Origin of the sequence: Phycicoccus sonneratiae, assembly GCF_016887965.1 — a bacterium.
Taxonomy (GTDB): Bacteria; Actinomycetota; Actinomycetes; order Actinomycetales; family Dermatophilaceae; genus Phycicoccus; species Phycicoccus sonneratiae.
This window is the reverse complement of record NZ_JAFDVD010000009.1, coordinates 62012-80448: the sequence shown is the minus strand read 5'-3', so window position 1 is coordinate 80448 and position 18437 is coordinate 62012. Positions and strand designations below refer to the sequence as shown.

Here is an 18437-nt window from a genome sequence, read left to right as displayed (position 1 = left end):
CGCAGACGGCCCCGACCGGTGGCCGCACGACCCGAGGAGCACCCGTGCACCACGACAGCACCGTCCTGCAGCACCCCCACCAGCTCGACCTGCCCGGCCAGAGCCACGTCGCGGAGGGCCCGCACGACCAGACCGGCATGTACGTCATGCACCACGCGCTGCGCCGCGACCTCGACGCGTTCCGTCGGGCGGTGCCGCGCACCCCGACCGGGGACAGCAGCACCTGGCAGGCGCTGCACACGCGATGGGTCCGCTTCGCCGCGGTCCTGCACCACCACCACACGGCCGAGGACGAGGCGTACTGGCCGCTGCTTGCGGCGGCGGTCGCCGAGCGGGGCTCCGACGAGGACCGGGCCGAGGTCGCGGCGATGGCCGACGAGCACGCCGGCATCGACCCCGAGCTCGAGGCCTGCGGCGCCGCCTTCGCCGCCCTCCGCGACCACCCGTGCGATGCCCACCGCAACGCGCTCGACGTGCGGGTGGCCGGCCTGCAGGAGCTGCTGCTCGAGCACCTGGCCCACGAGGAGGGCGTCGTCCTGCCGATGCTCCAGCGCGTCTGGACCGTCGAGGAGTTCGCCGCCGCCGAGAAGGGCGTCCAGGAGTACTACCCGCTGAAGGAGGCACCGTTCCTCGTGGGCTGGGCGCTGTACGGGCTGCCCGAGGAGGGCCGCCGCCGGATGGTCGCCCTCGCCGGTCCGGTGTACTCAGTGATTCACGCCCTGGTCCGGGGGCGCTTCGCGCGCGGCGAGCGGAGGACCTTCCGCTACGCCGACGCCCCCTGAGCGGTCGGGGTCAGAACCCGAGGGTGGCTCGGCGCTCGGCGAGCCAGTCGAGGTAGGTCGTGAGCCCCCACGCGGCGGCCAGCGACTCGGCCCGGGACGCGGCCCGGGCGGCCTCGCCGGTCTCGCCGAGCACGGCCAGCGCGACCCCGAGGTAGCCGTCGACCGGGCCGAAGCCGACGGAGACACCGGCCACGACCATCCGTCCGCTCGTGCGGCGCAGCGTGTCGAGCGCCTGCCGGGCGGGGGCCGGGTCGCCGGTGCGGCCCGCGATGTCGGCCCGCTCGGCGGCCTCCATCGTGGCGTGCCAGAGGTCGGGGACCGGGGGGAGGGGGCTGCGGGCCAGCTGGGCGCGCACCTCCTCGACCCGGCCGGCCCGGGCGAGCTGGAAGAGGGCCCCCACCGCGAGGAAGGGGTCGGGATCGGCCTCCATGACCTGCCGGAAGGCCTCGGCGACGACGGGGGTCACCTCGGGGCGCCACGCCGCCGCCGCGAAGGCGAGGGCGAAGTCCATCGAGTCGTCGGCCGGGGTGGTCACCTCCCCGCGCAGCTCGCGCAGCCGGGCGTCCATCGCGTCGGCCTCGGCGGCCCGACCCGCCATCAGGTCGAGGCTGAGGCGCACGAGGCCGAGGGCGAACTCGACGTAGGGCAGGCGTCGGCGCCGGGCGAGGGACTCGGCGGCCCCGGCGTGCTCGAGCCAGCCCGCGAGGTCGCCGCCCTCGACGCAGGCCCCGGCGAGCGCGGCGTGCCCGACGGCCTCCGCGGCCTCGTCCCCGCACGCCCGGGCCTCGTCGATCTCCTCCGTGGCGAGCTCGACGCGCCGCTCGAGGTACCGGCCCCGCCACAGGGACAACCACGCGGTCCGGGCCGCCCAGCACCGCAGCTCGGGGTCGCCCGTTCGACGGGCGAGGGCCAGCCCCTCGTCGACGAGGGCCTCCACCTCCGGCTCGTACCCCGGCGCGTAGTACAGCTGGAGGGCGAGGGCGAGCATCAGCCGGCAGCGGGTGGTCGGGTCCTGCGCGGTCGGCGAGCGCAGGACGGTCCGCAGGTCGTCGACGAGGTCCTCGGGCACCACGCCGTAGGCCTGCGGGAGCCACATGTTGTACCGGCTCAGGGCGGCCACGGCCGTCGCGACCCGTCCGGGGTCGTCGGCGTCGCGGGCGAGCCGGACCGCGTCGACGACGCTGTCGACGACCGCGCTCCACCGGGCGGCGCGGGCGGCGACCTCGGCGTGGGCGAGGAGCAGGTCGTAGCGCTCCTCGGGGGTGCCGGCGGGGTCGAGTGGATGGCTCTGCAGCGCGTCCTCGAGCAGGGTCGTCGCCTCCACGTTGGCCCAGTCCCTCCGCGCCAGTCCCGCGGCGGCGGTGGCAGCCCGCCACGCCGAGGCGGCGTGCACCGGGCCCGCCGAGCGCCAGTGCCGTGCCAGCTCGTAGGTGCGCTCCGCCTCGCCGAGCCCGAGCGCCGGGGCTGACTCCAGGGCCTGGGCGATGCGCGCGTGCACCCGCGACAGCCGACCGACCGGGGCGGCGGCGAGCACGGCGTCCCGGCTCAGGGCGTGCTCGAAGGCGACCCGGCCGTCCTCGCGCACCGACACGATGCCGATGCGCCGGGCGGGCTCCAGGAGGTCGAGCACCGCGTCGGGGCTCGAGGCGCCGACGTGGGCGAGCAGCAGCGGGGAGGACTCGCGCCCGAGCGCCGCGCACACGAGCAGCGCGTCGCGGGTCTCCTCGGGCAGCCCGGCCAGCCGCTCCGCCACGACCGTGGTGACCGAGGAGGGCACTGTGTCGTGCCACCCGCCACCGGCCAGTCCGGTGCGCGCGAGCTCGACGAGGAAGAAGGGGTTGCCGCCGGTGTCGGCGCACCACGTCGCCACCGGGGCGTGGCCGGCGTCCCCGACGAGCTCGTCGACGAGGGCGTGGGCCTGGGACGCGTCCAGCCCCGCGGGCTCCAGGAGGCCGGCGCCGTGGCGCGCGAGGACCGCGCCCAGGTCGAGCAGCGCGCCCGCGGGTTCCGGGTGGCGTCGGCGGGTCAGGACGAGCCCGACCCGGTCGCCGGGCTCCAGCGAGGTGACGAGGTGGGCCAGGGCCCGCAGGGTCCGGGTGTCGGCCCAGTGCAGGTCCTCGACGACGAGCAGCAGGGGGTCGCGGCGGGCCCGCTGCCGCACCGCCCGCACCAGCGCTTCCTGCACGGCGAAGGCGCGCTGCGGTCCGCCGGTGTCCTCGTCCGCTGCGGCCGCCGCGTCCGGGGGCTCGACCCCCAGCGCCTCCAGGAGCGCGTACCACGGCCAGAGCGGCGGGGCGCCGTCGTCGTGCGAGCACCGGGCCACCGCGCTCGTCGCCCCGAGGCGCTGCGCGACGCCGACGGTGTCGTGGACGAGGCGGGTCTTGCCGATGCCCGGCTCGCCGACGACGAGCACGACGCCGGGCCGGCCGGCCACCGTGTCCACGACCAGCGCCTCGAGGGCCGCGGCCTCGCGCTCGCGGCCGACGGTGCGCCACGCGGCGCCCGGGCGCGTGGCCGGCCCGGGCCCGGGATCGGCGGGGTGCGCGGGCCGAGCCGGGCGGAGGGACGCGGCCGCCTCGTCCGGGAGGTCGACGAGGGTGGACCACAGGGCGGGGTCCTGGCGCAGGAGCGCGCCCTCGAGCGAGCGGACGTCCGGGCCCGGGTCGAGGCCCAGCTCGTCCGAGAGCAGCGTCCGGTGGGTGCGCAGGTCCTCGAGGGCCTCGACCTGGCGCCCGGAGCGCAGGAGGGCCAGGGCCCGCAGGCACCGGCTGCGCTCGCGCAGCGGGTCGCGGGCCACCGACTGCTCGCTCGCGGCGACGACGGCCGCGTGCTCTCCGAGGGCGAGGAGGACGACCTGGAGGTCCTCCTGGGCGGTGGCCCGCAGCTCGTCGAGGGCGGCGCGCTCGGCGAGGACGTCCGGGTGGTCCCCGAGGTCGGCGAAGGCCGGCCCCCGCCACGTGGCGAGGGCCTGGTCGAGGGCGTCCGCGAGGGCGGCCGCCTCGGTCGCCGACGGCCAGGCGGGCGATCGACCCGCGCCCAGCTGCGACCACAGGGGAGCGACTCCGGCGTGCAGCCGGCGGACCTCGTGGGTGAAGCGCACGGCGTCGACCCGCTCGGGGGGCAGGAGGAGGCGGTAGCCGTCGTCGGTGGTGGCGATGACCGAGGAGGCGGTCCGGGGCGCCAGCCCCGGCTCGAAGACCCGACGCAGGGTGCTGAGGTAGGCGTGCAGGGTCCCGTGCGCCCCGGGGGGTGGGCTGCCACCCCACACGAGGTCGACCACGCGGTCGGCGCTGACGTCGCGGCCGGGGGAGAGCGCCAGGGCCGCGAGCACGGCGCGCGGCTTGCGGGCGAGGGTCGGCGCACCCCCGTCCGGACCGACGACGAGGGTGCTCCCGAGCACCCCGACCTCCACGGCGTCACCCTAGTGAGGCAGGGTCGCGCCGAACACCCCTCGCGGCAGGGGAAGACGGCGGGGGACGCACCGCGCCCCGGTCAGCCGCCGAGGGCCGCCGAGACGACGTCCTTGGCCTCGGCCTGCACCTGCGCGAGGTGCTCGGGTCCCCGGAAGGACTCGGCGTAGATCTTGTAGACGTCCTCGGTGCCGCTCGGTCGGGCCGCGAACCACGCCGACTCCGTGACCACCTTGAGGCCACCGATGGCCGCGCCGTTGCCGGGCGCCTCGGTGAGCTTGGCGGTGATCGGCTCGCCGGCGAGCGACTCGGCGGCGACGTCGTCGGGGGAGAGGGCGGCGAGCTTCGCCTTCTGCTCGCGGTTCGCGGGGGCGTCGATGCGCGCGTAGGCCGGCTCGCCGTGGCGGGCGGTGAGGTCGGCGTAGTGCGCCGACGGCGTCTTCCCCGTGCGCGCGATGATCTCGGAGGCGAGGAGGGCGAGCAGGATGCCGTCCTTGTCGGTGGTCCACACCGAGCCGTCGCGCCGGAGGAACGACGCGCCGGCCGACTCCTCGCCGCCGAACGGGCCGGACCCGTCGAGCAGCCCGGGCACGAACCACTTGAACCCCACCGGGACCTCGACGAGCCGCCGCTCGAGGTCCTCGGCGACCCGGTCGATCATCGAGCTGGACACCAGCGTCTTGCCGATGAACCCGTCGGCCCGCCAGTCCGGCCGGGCCCCGCCGTAGAGGTACTGGATGGCCACCGCGAGGTAGTGGTTGGGGTTCATCAGCCCGGCGTCCGGGGTGACGATGCCGTGCCGGTCGCTGTCGGCGTCGTTGCCGGTCGCCACGTCGTACTCGTCGCGCCGGGCGATGAGCGAGGCCATCGCCGACGGGGACGAGCAGTCCATCCGGATCTTGCCGTCCCAGTCCAGGGTCATGAACCGCCACGTGGGGTCGACGAGCGGGTTGACGACGGTGAGGTCGAGGCGGTGCCGCTCGGCGATGGCGCCCCAGTAGTCGACCGCCGCGCCACCGAGCGGGTCGGCGCCGATGCGGACCCCGGCCTCGCGGACGGCGTCGAGGTCGAGCACCGAGGGTAGGTCGTCGACGTAGGTGCCGAGGAAGTCGTAGGTGCCGACGGTCGCGCGGGCGCGCGTGAACGGCACGCGCCGCACCCCCTCGAGCCCGGCCCGGATGTAGGCGTTCGCGGCGGCGGCGATGACCTTCGTCGCGTCCGAGTCGGCGGGGCCGCCGTGCGGGGGGTTGTACTTGAAGCCGCCGTCGGTGGGCGGGTTGTGCGAGGGGGTGACGACGATGCCGTCGGCGAGCCCCCGGCCGGCCGGCATGTCGTCGACGCCGGAGACCTTGCCCCGGTTGGCGACGAGGATGGCGTGCGAGACGGCCGGGGTCGGGGTGTACCGGTCGGCGGCGTCGACGAGCACGCTGACGTCGTTGGCGACGAGCACCTCGAGGGCGCTGGACCATGCCGGCTCGGACAGCCCGTGGGTGTCGCGACCGATGAACAACGGTCCGTCGTAACCCTGTTCGCGGCGGTAGTCGCAGATGGCCTGCGTCGTCGCGAGGATGTGCGCCTCATTGAACGAGGTCTTGAGGCTCGAGCCGCGGTGCCCCGAGGTGCCGAACGCGACCTGCTCGTCGACGTTCTCGGGATCGGGCTCGCGCGTGTAGTAGGCGGTGACCAGCGCGGCGACGTCGACGAGGTCGGAGGGCTGTGCGGGCTGTCCGGCGCGCGAGGAGCTCATGGCCTCGATCCTCGCAGAACCGCGCCACGGGGGTACAGGAGCGGTGTCCGCGAGATCACACCGCGACAATGCCCCGGGGGGTACACATCGGGTACTACGAAGAGTAGTAATGAGGTATGACCACGCCACGGAACCTGGTCGTCCTCGGGGCCGGAACGGCCGGGACGATGATCGTCAACAAGCTGCGCCGGAGGCTCCCGCGGGAGGACTGGTCGATCACCGTCGTCGACAAGGACGACGTGCACGACTACCAGCCCGGGTACCTCTTCATCCCGTTCGGGCTCAACACCCCCGACCAGATCCGGCGCACGAAGCGCCCGTTCATCCACGACGGCGTCGACCTCGTCATGGGCGAGATCGAGCGGGTCGACACCTCGTCCCACGAGGTGCGCCTCGAGGGCGGTCGGACCCTGCCGTACGACCAGCTCGTCATCGCGACGGGGACGACCCCGCGGCCGGACCAGACCGAGGGCACCCTCGGTCCGCAGTGGCACTGCGAGGTCGGTGAGTTCTACACCTACGAGGGCGCGCTCGCCCTGCGCGACCGGCTCGACCGGTTCACCGGGGGGCGGCTCGTCGTCCACATCACCGAGCTGCCGATCAAGTGCCCGGTCGCGCCGCTGGAGTTCACCTTCCTCGCCGACGACTTCCTGCGCCAGCGCGGCCTGCGCGAGCGCACCGAGCTCGTCTTCGTCACCCCGCTCGACGGCGCGTTCACCAAGCCGGTCGCCAGCCGGACCCTCGGGAAGCTGCTGGAGGACAAGGACATCCACGTCGAGCCCGACTTCATGGTCGAGCGCATCGACCAGGACCGGAAGGTGCTCGTCTCGTACGACGAGCGCGAGGTCGCCTACGACCAGCTCGTCACGGTGCCGCTGAACATGGGCGCCGACTTCGTCGCCGCGTCGGGCCTCGGTGACGAGCTCAACTATGTGCCGGTCGACAAGCACACCTTCCTCGCGACGGGGTACGACGACGTCTTCGCGCTCGGCGACGCGAGCAACATCCCGACGAGCAAGGCGGGGTCGGTCGCCCACTTCTCGGTCGACGTCTTCGTCGACAACTTCGTCGAGCACGTCGCCGGCCGGCCGATGACGCACTCCTTCGACGGGCACGCCAACTGCTTCGTCGAGTCCGGCCACGGCAAGGCCCTGCTCCTCGACTTCAACTACGACACCGAACCACTCACCGGCACCTTCCCGCTGCCGAAGGTCGGGCCGATGCGGCTGCTCGCGGAGTCGCGGGCCAACCACCTCGGCAAGCTCGCGTTCCGGCACGTCTACTGGAACGCCCTCCTCCCCGGACGCCCGCTCGGCCTGCCCGCCGAGATGTCGATGTCCGGCAAGAAGCCCGCCTGAACCGAACCCCCGAAAGGACCCGCACGATGACCACCACGACGATCGCCGGCCACGAGGTCGACGTCAACGAGGAGGGCTTCCTCACCCGGCCCGAGGAGTGGAGCGAGGACCTCGCGCCCGAGCTCGCCCAGCTCATCGGCCTCCAGCTCTCCGAGGACCACTGGAAGCTCATCCACTTCCTGCGCGAGGACTACGCCGCCCAGGGCGAGACCGCGACCCTGCGCCGCGTCTCGACGCAGACCGGCACCCCCGTCAAGACCCTCTTCACCCTGTTCCCCGGCAAGCCGGCCAAGAAGATGGCCTACGTCTCCGGCCTGCCCAAGCCGAAGGGATGCGTGTGACATGACCGCCACCGACACCGCGCCGGCCATCGTCCCGTCGTTCGACGACCCGTCGAGCGAGGGCCGCAAGCTCGCGATCATCTGCTCCAAGGGCAGCCTCGACATGGCCTACCCCGGCCTGATCCTCGCCAACGCGGCGATCGGGGAGGGCGTCGAGACCCACCTGTTCTTCACCTTCTGGGGCTTCGACATGATCAACAAGGCGACGATGGGCGACCTGAAGTTCTCCTTCGTCGGCAACACCGCGATGCACCCACCGGGCCACACCGGCCTCGGCATCCACCACATGCTCGGCGCGCTGCCGGGGGCCACGGCCGCCGCGACGGCGCTGCTCAAGAAGCAGATCGCCGAGCAGGACGTGCCCGAGGTGCCCGAGTTCCTCGAGCTGCTCTCGGCCTCCGGGGTGCACCTGTGGGCCTGCCGGATGTCGGCGGACATGAACCACCTCACCGAGGACGACCTCTACGAGGGCGTCGAGGGCATCATCTCGGCGAGCGACTTCATCGAGCTCACCGACGGAGCCCAGCTGCTCTTCATCTGAGCCGCCGTCCAGCAATCGACGAATGTGTCACTTGGTGGACGTCGGGGTTCGAGCCGGCGTCCATCAATCGACGAATGTGTCGATCGATGCACGGTCGGCGTCGGGCTCGGCAGGTCAGAGGGTGAGCTCGGGCTCCGGGACCTCGGTGCCGGGCACCGGGACGAGGTAGACCGTCGACAGCCGGGCGACCCGCACGGTGACCGAGTACGGCTGGTCGTTCCACGGGGCCGCCTCGGCCTCGAGCCGGTTGCCCGCCTGGCTCGGCGTGCCGGCCTCGTCGTAGCCGCTCGTGTCGAGGACGACCTCCCACTGCCCGGACCGCGGCACGCCGAGGCGCACCCACTCCTTGTCCTCGCCGCTGTAGTTGACGACCGTCGCGACGACGTCGCCGGACCCGTCGGCCCGCTCGTGGCGCAGGTAGGACAGCAGGTTGCCGGTGTTGTCGTCGGCGTCGAGCCAGCGGAACCCGGCCGGCTGGGCGTCCAGGGCCCACAGCGCCGGGTGCTCGCGGTAGAGGCCGTTGAGCTGCTTGACGAGTGCGTGCACCCGGTGGTGCGCGGCGTGGTCGAGCAGCCACCACTCGAGCGAGCGGCCGTCGGCCCACTCCTGCGGCTGGGCGAACTCGCTGCCCATGAAGAGCAGCTGCTTGCCGGGGTGGCTCCACATGTAGGCGAGGAAGGCCCGCAGCGTCGCCAGCTGCTCGGGCCGGTCGCCCGGGATCTTCGTCAGCAGCGAGCCCTTGCCGTGGACGACCTCGTCGTGGCTGATCGGGAGGACGAAGTTCTCGCTGAAGGCGTACATCAGCGAGAAGGTCAGCAGGTTGTGGTGGTACTGGCGGTGCACCGGCTCCTCGTGGAGGTAGCGGAGCGTGTCGTTCATCCAGCCCATGTTCCACTTGAGCCCGAACCCGAGCCCGCCGGCCGACGTCGGCTTCGTGACCCCCGGCCACGACGTCGACTCCTCGGCGATGGTCACGATGCCGGGGACCCGCTTGTACGCCGTGGCGTTGGCCTCCTGGAGCAGGCCGATGGCCTCGAGGTGCTCGCGGCCGCCGTGGACGTTGGGGATCCACTCGCCGTCACGGCGCGAGTAGTCGAGGTAGAGCATCGAGGCGACGGCGTCGACCCGGAGGCCGTCGACGTGGAACTCCTCGAGCCAGTACACGGCGTTGGCGACGAGGAAGTTGCGCACCTCGAGCCGGCCCAAGTCGAAGACGTGCGTGCCCCAGTCCGGCTGGTCGCCGCGGCGGGGGTCCGGGTGCTCGTAGAGGGCGAGGCCGTCGAAGCGGGCGAGGGCGAACTCGTCGCGCGGGAAGTGACCCGGCACCCAGTCGAGGATGACGCCGATGCCCGCGCGGTGCAGCGTGTCGACGAGGTACTTGAAGTCGTCGGGCGTCCCGAACCGCGCGGTCGGCGCGTAGTACCCGGTGACCTGGTACCCCCACGACGGGCCGTACGGGTGCTCCATGACCGGGAGGAACTCGACGTGCGTGAACCCGAGGTCGGTGACGTAGTTGACGAGGTGCTCGGCGAGGTCGCGGTAGGTCAGGCCCTGGCGCCACGACCCGAGGTGCACCTCGTAGACGCTCATCGGGCCCTCGTGCGGGTCGCCGGCGGCCCGGCGCTCCATCCAGTCGGCGTCGTCCCACGTGTGGGTGGCCTCGTCGACGACCGACCCCGTGCGCGGCGGGCACTCGGTGCGCCGGGCCATCGGGTCGGCCTTGGAGCGCACGACGTCGTCGGCACCGCGGATCTCGTACTTGTAGACGTCGCCCGCGCCGACCCCGGGGACGAACAGCTCCCAGACGCCGCTCGACCCGAGCATCCGCATCGGGTGGACCCGGCCGTCCCACGCGTTGAAGTCGCCGACGACGCGCACGGCCTTGGCCCGCGGCGCCCAGACGGCGAACGACGTGCCGCGCACCGAGCCCATCGGGCCCGGGTACTCGTGCACCCGCGCGCCGAGGACGGTCCACAGCTGCTCGTGCCGGCCCTCGCCGACGAGGTGCAGGTCGACCTCGCCGAGGGTCGGGGCGAACCGGTACGGGTCGTCCTGCTCGTGCTCGATGCCGTCGTCCCACGCGACGAGCAGGCGGTAGTCCATCGTCCGCGTCGCGTCGGTGCGCACACCGGTCCACACGCCCTCGGCCTCGTGCTCGAGGACCAGCTCCTCGTCGTCCTCGAAGCGCACCCGGACCGAGGTCGCGAGCGGCTTGAGGACGCGGATGCGGAGCCCGCCGGGCTCCATGTGCTGACCGAGCAGGTCGTGCGGCTGCTGGTGGCGACCCTGGACGAGGGCGGTGATGGCGCCCCCGACCTCGGGGCTCGGGGTGGGGGTCACGAGAGATCTCCTTGCGAGGTGGCGGGGGAGAAGCGGTCGGTGAGGCGGCGCACGGCGCCGAGCGGGATGCCGACCCACCCGGGGCGGTTGCGGGCCTCGTAGACCACCTCGTAGAGGGCCTTGTCGAGCTCGAAGGCCGCGAGCACGGCCTCGCGCGTCCGGGGGTCCTCGCCGGCCTCCGCGGCGTAGCCGTCGAGGAAGGCCTCCTGGGCGGCGGTGACCCAGGCGCGGGCCGAGTGGCCGACGACCTGCTCGCGGGTGCCCCCGACGTAGTCGAAGCTGCGCAGCATCCCGGCGACGTCGCGGACCCACTGGTCGGGCAGCGAGCGCTCGTCGAGCGGGCGCAGCGGCTCGCCCTCGAAGTCGAGGAGCACCCAGCCGCGCTCGGGGGACCGCAGCACCTGGCCGAGGTGGTAGTCGCCGTGGATGCGCTGGAGGTCCGGCCAGTCGGCGTCCGCGGCGGCGGCGAGCACCGACTCGACCGCGGCGCGCACCGGCTCGAGGTCGGGGACGGCGTCGACGGCGGCGTCGAGGCGCACCCGCATCCCGGCGAGGATGGCCTCGACCTGCTCGGCGGAGGTGGGGGTGGTGCCGAGGGCGTCGGCGAGCGCGTGGTGCACCTCGGCGGTCGCGGCCCCGAGGGCCCGCGCGGGCTCGGTGAAGTCGGCGCCCTCCTCGGCCGCGCGCAGGGCCACGCGCCAGGCGTCCTCGACCCCGGGGAGGAACTCCTGGGCGAACGCGAGGTGGCCGGTGGCGGGGCGGTCCCCCTCCGGGGTCGGGTGCGGCCACCCACCGGCGACCGACCCGACGACGGCCGGCACGCGACGCGACCCGGCGTCGACGAGCGCGCCCTGGAGAACGACGTCGGGGTTCTCGCCGGGGGAGAGCATCCGGAAGACCTTGACGATGAGCGGCACGTGGTGGCCGTCGTCGTCGGTCGTGTCGAGGATGACCGAGGTGTTCGACTGCTCGCCGGTGAGCACGCGGGACGACGCCACACGAACTGGGCGGGTCCAGCTGGCCTGCGGCACACCGGAGACCGACTCGTCGACGGCGTCGGACGCGGACGACGAGGCGGCGCGCACGCGGCCCTGCACGAGCTCGAGGAGCTGCCTGGCGTACACCGGGTCGTGCGGCGCGTCGTACACCCACCGCTTGCCGAGCACCGAGTGCTCCATCGTGCCGACGAGGGCGTGGTCGGCCGAGGCCAGGGGCTCGCCGCGGTAGGTGAGCGGCACCTGGTAGACGACCGGCTCGTCGCCCGACTCGTCGACGACGACCATCGTCTCGATCCCGACCTCGCCCGCGGGGTCGTCGAGCCGCCACGAGTACAGGCGACGCGTGCGCGGGTGCCGGCCCTTCGCCGCGTACCAGCGCTGGGAGCCCATCCACTCCTCGAGCAGCTCGCGCTTGCTCGGGGTGAGGGTGGCGCCGGTGTGGATCTCAGCCACGGTCGCCTCCCGGCGGGGCGTCGAGCGCCAGCCAGAAGAAGTCGCGGGAGCCGAGGGTGACGGTGATGGTCCCGTCGTCGGCGACATCGGGGAAACCGGTGCCGCCGAACAGGTCCCGCGTCCAGGACCCGGCGAACTCCTCGGGGAGGGTGATCGTCGTGGCCTGCGGCCGGGACGACAGGTTGTTGATGCAGAGGACGGCCCGGGCCGAGCGGTCCTCGACGTCGCGGTCGCGCCGGTCGGTGCGCACGTAGGCGAGGACGCGGTCGTGGGAGGACTCGCAGACCGTGAAGTCGCCGAGTCCGAACACGGGGTGCTCGCGACGGACCGCGAGCATGCCGCGCACCCAGTGCAGCAGCGAGGAGCCGGTGGCCATCTGGGCCTCGACGTTGACGTGGTTGTAGTGGTGCACCAGCGACTGGACGACCGGCAGGTAGAGCTTGCCGGGGTCGGCGGTGGAGAAGCCGGCGTTGCGGTCGGGGGTCCACTGCATCGGGGTGCGCACGGCGTCGCGGTCGTTGAGCCAGATGTTGTCGCCCATCCCGATCTCGTCGCCGTAGTAGAGGCACGGCGAGCCCGGTAGCGAGAGCAGGAGCGCGTGGATGAGCTCGGTCTCCGGACGGCTGTTGTCGAGGAGCGACGCGAGCCGGCGCCGGATGCCGACGTTGGCGCGCATCCGCGGGTCGGGGGCGTACCAGCCGTACATCGCGGCGCGCTGCTCGGGCGTGACCATCTCGAGGGTCAGCTCGTCGTGGTTGCGCAGGAAGGTGCCCCACTGCGAGCCCTCGGGGATCGGCGGGGTGTCGGCGAGGACGTCGATGATCGGGGCCGCCCGCTCCTCGCGCAGCGCGTAGTAGAGCATCGGCATCACCGGGAAGTGGAAGCACATCTGGCACTCGGGCGCCTCGGGCGTGCCGAAGTAGTCGACGACGTCCTTCGGCGGCTGGTTGGCCTCGGCGAGCAGGATGCGCCCCGGGTACTCGGTGTCGACCATCTCCCGCAGCCGGGCGAGGAACTCGTGCGTCTTCGGGTGGTTCTCGCCGTTGTGCCCCTCCTCCTCGTAGAGGTACGGCACCGCGTCGAGCCGGAAGCCGTCGATGCCCATGTCCATCCAGAACCGGACGACGTCGAACATCGCCTCGTGGACGGCCGGGTTCTCGAAGTTGAGGTCGGGCTGGTGGCCGAAGAACCGGTGCCAGAAGAACTGCCGGCGGATCGGGTCGAAGGTCCAGTTCGAGGTCTCGGTGTCGATGAAGATGATCCGCGCGTCGGTGTACCGGTCGTCGGTGTCGGACCACACGTAGAAGTCGCCGTACGGGCCCTCGGGGTCGCTGCGCGAGGCCTGGAACCACGGGTGCTGGTCACTCGTGTGGTTCATGACGAAGTCGGTGATGATGCGGATGCCGCGGGCGTGCGCCTGGTTGATGAGCTCCTTGAACTCCGGCAGCGTCCCGAACTCGGGGAGCACCTGGGTGTAGTCGGCGATGTCGTAGCCGCCGTCGCGCAGCGGGCTCGCGTAGAACGGCGGCAGCCAGAGGCAGTCGACGCCGAGCCACTGGAGGTAGTCGAGCCGGTTCATGATGCCCGCGAAGTCGCCCTCGCCGGAGCCGTTGCTGTCGCCGAAGGCTCGCACGAGCACCTCGTAGAAGACGGCGGTGCGGAACCACTCGGGGTCGTGGCGCAGGCCCGGCTGGTTCATGCCGAGCCCGGGGGTGCTGTGGCCCATGCCGGGGATCGCGGTCACCAGGGCCTCCTCAGGGAGACCACGTGGCACGGTTCGACCTCGGGGCCGAGCCGCACGTAGACGTCGCGCTGCCAGGTCCAGGTCTGGTCGGTGACGAGGTCGTGGGCCTCGAGGGAGTCGCCGGGCTCGAAGCCGAGCGCCGGCAGGTCGAGGCGCAGCGTCGTGGCCCGCGTGGAGTGCGGGTCGAGGTTGGCGACGACGAGCACGACGTCGTCGGTGCCGTCGGGCAGCGTGCGGCGCTTGGAGAAGGCGACGAAGTTGTCGTCGTCGACGTGGTGGAAGCGGATGTTGCGCAGCCGGTGCAGGGCCGGGTGCTCACGGCGGACGGTGTTGAGCATCGTCAGCCAGCCGGCGAGCGACTGACCCTCCTTGGCGCCGCCGGGCTCGTAGTCGGCCCATCGCCGGTCCTTGAACTCGTACTTCTCGTTGTCGATCTGCTCCTCGGCGCCGGGACGGGCCACGTGCTCCATCAGCTCGTAGCCCGCGTAGATGCCGTAGGTCGGCACGAGGGTGGCCGCCAGCGCGGCCCGCACCTTCCAGGCCGCGGGACCGCCGAACTGCATGTACGGCGTGAGGATGTCGTGGGTCGTGGGCCAGAACGACGGCCGCATGTACGCGGCGGCGTCGCCGGAGAGCTCGGTGAGGTACTCCTCGATCTCGGCGGCGGTGTTGCGCCACGCGTAGTACGTGTAGCTCTGCTGGAAACCGACCTTGGCGAGCGTGTGCATCATCGCCGGCTTGGTGAAGGCCTCGGCGAGCCAGATGACGTCGGGGTGGTCCTGCGCGACGTCGGCGATCAGCCACTGCCAGAACTCGACCGGCTTGGTGTGCGGGTTGTCGACGCGGAAGATCTCGACGCCGTGGTCGATCCAGACCTGGACGACGCGGCGCACCTCGCGGTAGATGCCGTCGGGGTCGTTGTCGAAGTTCAGCGGGTAGATGTCCTGGTACTTCTTCGGCGGGTTCTCGGCGTAGGCGATCGTGCCGTCGGCGCGGGTGGTGAACCACTCGGGGTGGCTCGTGACCCACGGGTGGTCGGGCGAGCACTGCAGCGCGAGGTCCATCGCCACCTCGAGGCCGAGCCGGCGGGCCTCGGCGACGAACGCGTCGAAGTCGTCGAAGTCGCCGAGGTCGGGGTGGATGGCGTCGTGGCCGCCGTCGGCGGACCCGATGGCGTAGGGGCTGCCGGGGTCCTCGGGGCGGGCGTCGAGGGTGTTGTTCGGGCCCTTCTTCGCCGCCTGCCCGATGGGGTGGACCGGGGTGAGGTAGACGACGTCGAAACCCATGTCGGCGACCGCGGGCAGGCGCTTCGCCGCGGTGCGCAGCGTGCCGGTGCGCCAGCGGTGCTCCTTCTCGTCGTAGGTGGCGCCCTCGCTGCGCGGGAAGAGCTCGTACCAGGCGCCGTAGAGGGCGCGCTCGCGCTCGACGAGCAGGGGGTGCTCGGCCGAGGGGGAGACCATGTCGCGCAGCGGGCGCTCGCCGAGCTCGAGCTCGACGGCGGGGTCGGTGCCGGCCTTGAGGCGCACGACGTCGCCGCGCGTGGCGTCGCGCAGCGCGCTGACGGCGTCGACGAGGACCTGCTCCTGGGCGGCGGTGCGCTCGACCTCGTCGAGGGCGCGCTCGAGGACGAGGGCGCCCTCCTCGAGCATCAGCTCGGTGTCGACGTCGGCGGCGACCTTGATCGTCGCGTCGTGCTCCCACGTGCCGTAGGGGTCGGACCAACCCTCGACGCGGTAGGACCACCAGCCGGTGCGCTCGGGCGTGACCCGGGCGACCCAGGTGTTGAGGCCGGGGTTCGTGCACGTCATCGGCAGGTGCTGCTCGGCGCCGTCCGGGTCGGTGAGCACGAGCGTCGCGTTGACGGCGTCGTGGCCCTCGCGGAAGACGGTCGCCACGACCTCGAGCTCCTCGCCGACGACGGCCTTCGCCGGGCGGGCGCCGTGGTCGACGACGGGTCTGACGTCCTGGACCGGGATGCGGCCGATCGGGACCTGCGGAGGGGCGGTGCGGAAGGCATCACTCACCCCACCGAACCTACACGGACGGCAGCGGGCGACCCACCCTCGGCGGCGCACCCGACCACCGGTCGGACAGCGGGTCTCAGGCGTGCCAGATGCGCTCGAGGTAGTCGCGCATCGAGCGGTCCGACGAGAAGAACCCGGAGCGGGCGACGTTGAGGATCGCCGAGCGCGACCACGCGTCCTCGTCGGCGTAGGCGGCGTCGACCCGCTCCTGGGCGTCGAGGTAGGACTGGAAGTCGGCGAGGGCCATGAACGAGTCCTGGTGCAGGAGGTTGTCGATGACCGGCGCGACGGCGCGGCGGTCGCCACCGGTGAAGTGGCCGCTGGCGAGCAGGTCGATGGTGGCCCGCAGGCGCGGGTTCTCCTCGTAGTACGACGAGGGGGAGTAGCCCGGGCGCAGCCGCTCGACCTCGGGCTCGGTCATCCCGAAGAGGAAGAAGTTGTCGTCGCCGACGAGCCGGCGGATCTCGACGTTCGCGCCGTCGTCCGTGCCGATGGTCAGCGCCCCGTTGAGGGCGAACTTCATGTTGCCGGTGCCCGAGGCCTCCTTGCCCGCGAGCGAGATCTGCTCGGAGAGGTCGGCGGCCGGGATGAGCTTCTCGGCGAGGGTGACGTTGTAGTTCGCGGGGAAGGCCACGGTGAGCCGGCCCGCGACCGCGGGGTCGGCGTTGACGGTGTCGGAGACCGCGTTGACGAGGAAGATGATCTCCTTGGCCATGTGGTAGCCGGGGGCCGCCTTGGCCCCGAAGACGAACGTGCGCGCGGTGAGGTCCTCGGCGGGGACGCGCCCGGAGACCACGCCCTCGTAGAGCGAGACGATGTGCAGCAGCTTGAGGGTCTGGCGCTTGTACTCGTGGAGGCGCTTGACCATGACGTCGAGCATCGTGTCGGTCGGCAGCTCGAGGCCGTCACGGACCCGGAGCAGCTTGACGAGACGCTCCTTGTTCTCCCGCTTGACCCGGCGGAACTCGGCGCGGAACGCGGCGTCGTCGGCCCAGGGCTCGAGTTCGCGGAGCCGGTCGAGGTCGGTGACCCAGCCGTCGCCGATGGTGTCGGTGACGAGCTCGGAGAGCCGGCGGTTGGCGAGCCGGACGAAGCGCCGCGGCGTGATGCCGTTCGTGACGTTCGTGAACTTCTCGGGCCAGAGCTGGCTGAAGTCGGGGAGCACCTTGTCGCGGAGCAGCTGGCTGTGCAGCTCGGCGACGCCGTTGACCTTGGCCCCGGCGACGGTGGCGAGGTAGGCCATCCGCACGGCGCGGTCCGGGTACTCGGCGATGATCGACATCCGGCGGGCGCGCATCTCGTCGCCCGGGAAGGCCTCGCGCACGCGCTCGAGGAACTCCTCGTTGATGCGGTAGATGATCTCGAGGTGGCGGGGGAGGAGCCGGCCGAGGAGGTCGACCGACCAGACCTCGAGGGCCTCCGGCAGCAGCGTGTGGCAGGTGTAGGCGAAGCAGGCCTGGGTGATCTCCCACGCTTCGTCCCAGTCGAAGCCCTTGCGGTCGACGAGGATCCGCATCAGCTCGGGGATGGCGATGACCGGGTGGGTGTCGTTGAGCTGGAAGATGATCCGCTCGGGGAGGCGACGCAGGTCGAAGTCGGCCGGCAGCGTGTTGTCGATGAAGTCGTGCAGCGAGCAGGCGACGAAGAAGTACTGCTGCTGGAGGCGCAGCTCCTTGCCCTGCGGCGTGGAGTCCTCGGGGTAGAGGACCTTGCTGATGTTCTCGGCGAAGGTCTGGGCCCGCACGGCCTGCGCGTAGTCGCCGGAGTTGAAGATCTGGAGGTCGAAGTCCTGGGTGGCCCGCGCGCTCCAGAGCCGCAGGGTGTTGACGACGCCGTTGCGGAAGCCCGGGACCATGTAGTGGTACGGCATCCCGAGGACCTGCCAGTCGGGGGTCCACGTGCTGCGCTCGACCCCGGCCGCGTCGGTGACGGTCTCGGTGCGCCCGCCGAACCCGACGAGCACCTGCCGCTCCGGGTGCGGGAACTCCCACGGGTTGCCGAGCGAGAGCCACGAGTCGGGCAGCTCGACCTGCCGGTCGGCCTCGAAGGTCTGCCGGAAGATGCCGTACTCGTACCGGATGCCGTAGCCGATGCACGGCACGTCCATCGTCGCGAGGGAGTCGACGAAGCAGGCCGCGAGGCGTCCGAGGCCGCCGTTGCCGAGGCCCGGCTCGACCTCCTGGGCACGCAGCGCCGCGATGTCGATGCCGCAGCGGCGCATCGCGTCCTCGGCGATGTCCTGGAGGTTCGTGGCGAGCAGGTTGTTGCCGAGCTGGCGGCCGAGGAGGTACTCGGCGGAGAGGTAGCCGATGGTCTTCTGCTGCGCCTGGCGACGGCGGGCGCCGGTCTCGAGCCAGTCGGCCATGAGGTAGCGCCGCACGGTGCGGGCCAGCGCGAGGTACTGGTCGTTGACCGTCGACTGCGACAGCAGCGTGCCCTGTCCGTAGTTGAGCTCGCCGAGGAAGGTCTCGACGAAGCCGTCGACCGTCGTCTGCGGCGAGACGACCGGGCCGGAGGCCAGCGGGTGCGTCGTCCGGAAGGCCGGGCCGATCCGGCGGACGTCGGTCGACGGGGACTCGTCGGAGACCACGGAGGGGCTGGGCGCGGTGTCGGTCATCGGGCTGGTCCTTCGGGGGCCGGGCGGGTGGAGCTGACGCAGCGACGGTGGTGCGCTGGACAGGGTAGCGGCGTGGTGCGGA

The 18437-nt window shown here is 72.5% G+C and carries 11 protein-coding genes; 4 read left to right on the top strand and 7 right to left on the bottom strand.

Annotated features, from left to right (window positions below; genetic code table 11):
* The first annotated feature begins 44 nt into the window (after positions 1-44).
* Positions 45-782 (top strand): hemerythrin domain-containing protein, encoded by a 738-nt coding sequence (locus JQN70_RS09405; RefSeq protein ID WP_204131076.1) that lies wholly within the window; start codon positions 45-47, stop codon positions 780-782.
* Between the two features lie 10 nt (positions 783-792).
* Here the strand turns inward: JQN70_RS09405 and JQN70_RS09400 are convergent, their stop codons facing one another.
* A complete protein-coding gene (locus JQN70_RS09400; RefSeq protein WP_204131075.1) occupies positions 793-4194 on the bottom strand; it encodes an ATP-binding protein in 3402 nt (1133 codons plus the stop codon).
* Positions 4195-4274: 80 nt separating this feature from the next.
* The gene (pgm, locus tag JQN70_RS09395; protein WP_204131074.1) at positions 4275-5939 is read right to left on the bottom strand and encodes a phosphoglucomutase (alpha-D-glucose-1,6-bisphosphate-dependent); all 1665 of its coding nucleotides are present in this window, start codon (positions 5937-5939) and stop codon (positions 4275-4277) included.
* A 116-nt stretch (positions 5940-6055) separates the two neighbouring features.
* On the opposite strand from pgm, the gene sqr reads away from it, so the two are divergent.
* Genes sqr through JQN70_RS09380 form a run of 3 tightly spaced genes read left to right on the top strand, consistent with a single transcriptional unit; the run spans position 6056 to position 8179 of the window.
* Positions 6056-7297: a type III sulfide quinone reductase, selenoprotein subtype gene (gene sqr, locus JQN70_RS09390; RefSeq protein ID WP_204131073.1), complete on the top strand. Its 1242-nt coding sequence runs from the start codon at positions 6056-6058 to the stop codon at positions 7295-7297.
* A 26-nt stretch (positions 7298-7323) separates the two neighbouring features.
* Positions 7324-7638 carry a TusE/DsrC/DsvC family sulfur relay protein gene (locus JQN70_RS09385; RefSeq protein ID WP_204131072.1) on the top strand — a complete coding sequence of 105 codons (315 nt, stop codon included), beginning with the start codon at positions 7324-7326 and terminating at the stop codon, positions 7636-7638.
* Position 7639: 1 nt separating this feature from the next.
* Positions 7640-8179, top strand: a complete 540-nt coding sequence (locus JQN70_RS09380; RefSeq protein WP_204131071.1) for a DsrE/DsrF/DrsH-like family protein — start codon at positions 7640-7642, stop codon at positions 8177-8179.
* Between the two features lie 114 nt (positions 8180-8293).
* On the opposite strand, the gene glgB is transcribed toward JQN70_RS09380, so the two are convergent.
* The 5 genes from glgB to JQN70_RS09355 all read right to left on the bottom strand — a co-directional run bounded on the left by glgB (position 8294) and on the right by JQN70_RS09355 (position 18355).
* Complete coding sequence (gene glgB, locus JQN70_RS09375; RefSeq protein ID WP_204131070.1) at positions 8294-10519, bottom strand: 1,4-alpha-glucan branching protein GlgB; 2226 nt, start codon at positions 10517-10519, stop codon at positions 8294-8296.
* Positions 10516-11970, bottom strand: a complete 1455-nt coding sequence (locus tag JQN70_RS09370; RefSeq protein WP_204131069.1) for a maltokinase N-terminal cap-like domain-containing protein — start codon at positions 11968-11970, stop codon at positions 10516-10518. Before JQN70_RS09370 ends, glgB begins: the two co-directional genes overlap by 4 nt.
* Positions 11963-13696, bottom strand: a complete 1734-nt coding sequence (gene treS / locus JQN70_RS09365) for a maltose alpha-D-glucosyltransferase (RefSeq protein ID WP_204131207.1) — start codon at positions 13694-13696, stop codon at positions 11963-11965. Before treS ends, JQN70_RS09370 begins: the two co-directional genes overlap by 8 nt.
* Before the next feature lie 14 nt (positions 13697-13710).
* Positions 13711-15738 carry an alpha-1,4-glucan--maltose-1-phosphate maltosyltransferase gene (locus JQN70_RS09360; RefSeq protein WP_204131068.1) on the bottom strand — a complete coding sequence of 676 codons (2028 nt, stop codon included), beginning with the start codon at positions 15736-15738 and terminating at the stop codon, positions 13711-13713.
* A gap of 76 nt (positions 15739-15814) precedes the next feature.
* Positions 15815-18355, bottom strand: coding sequence for a glycogen/starch/alpha-glucan phosphorylase (locus tag JQN70_RS09355; RefSeq protein ID WP_204131067.1), 2541 nt, complete (start codon positions 18353-18355; stop codon positions 15815-15817).
* Between the last annotated feature and the right edge of the window lie 82 nt (positions 18356-18437).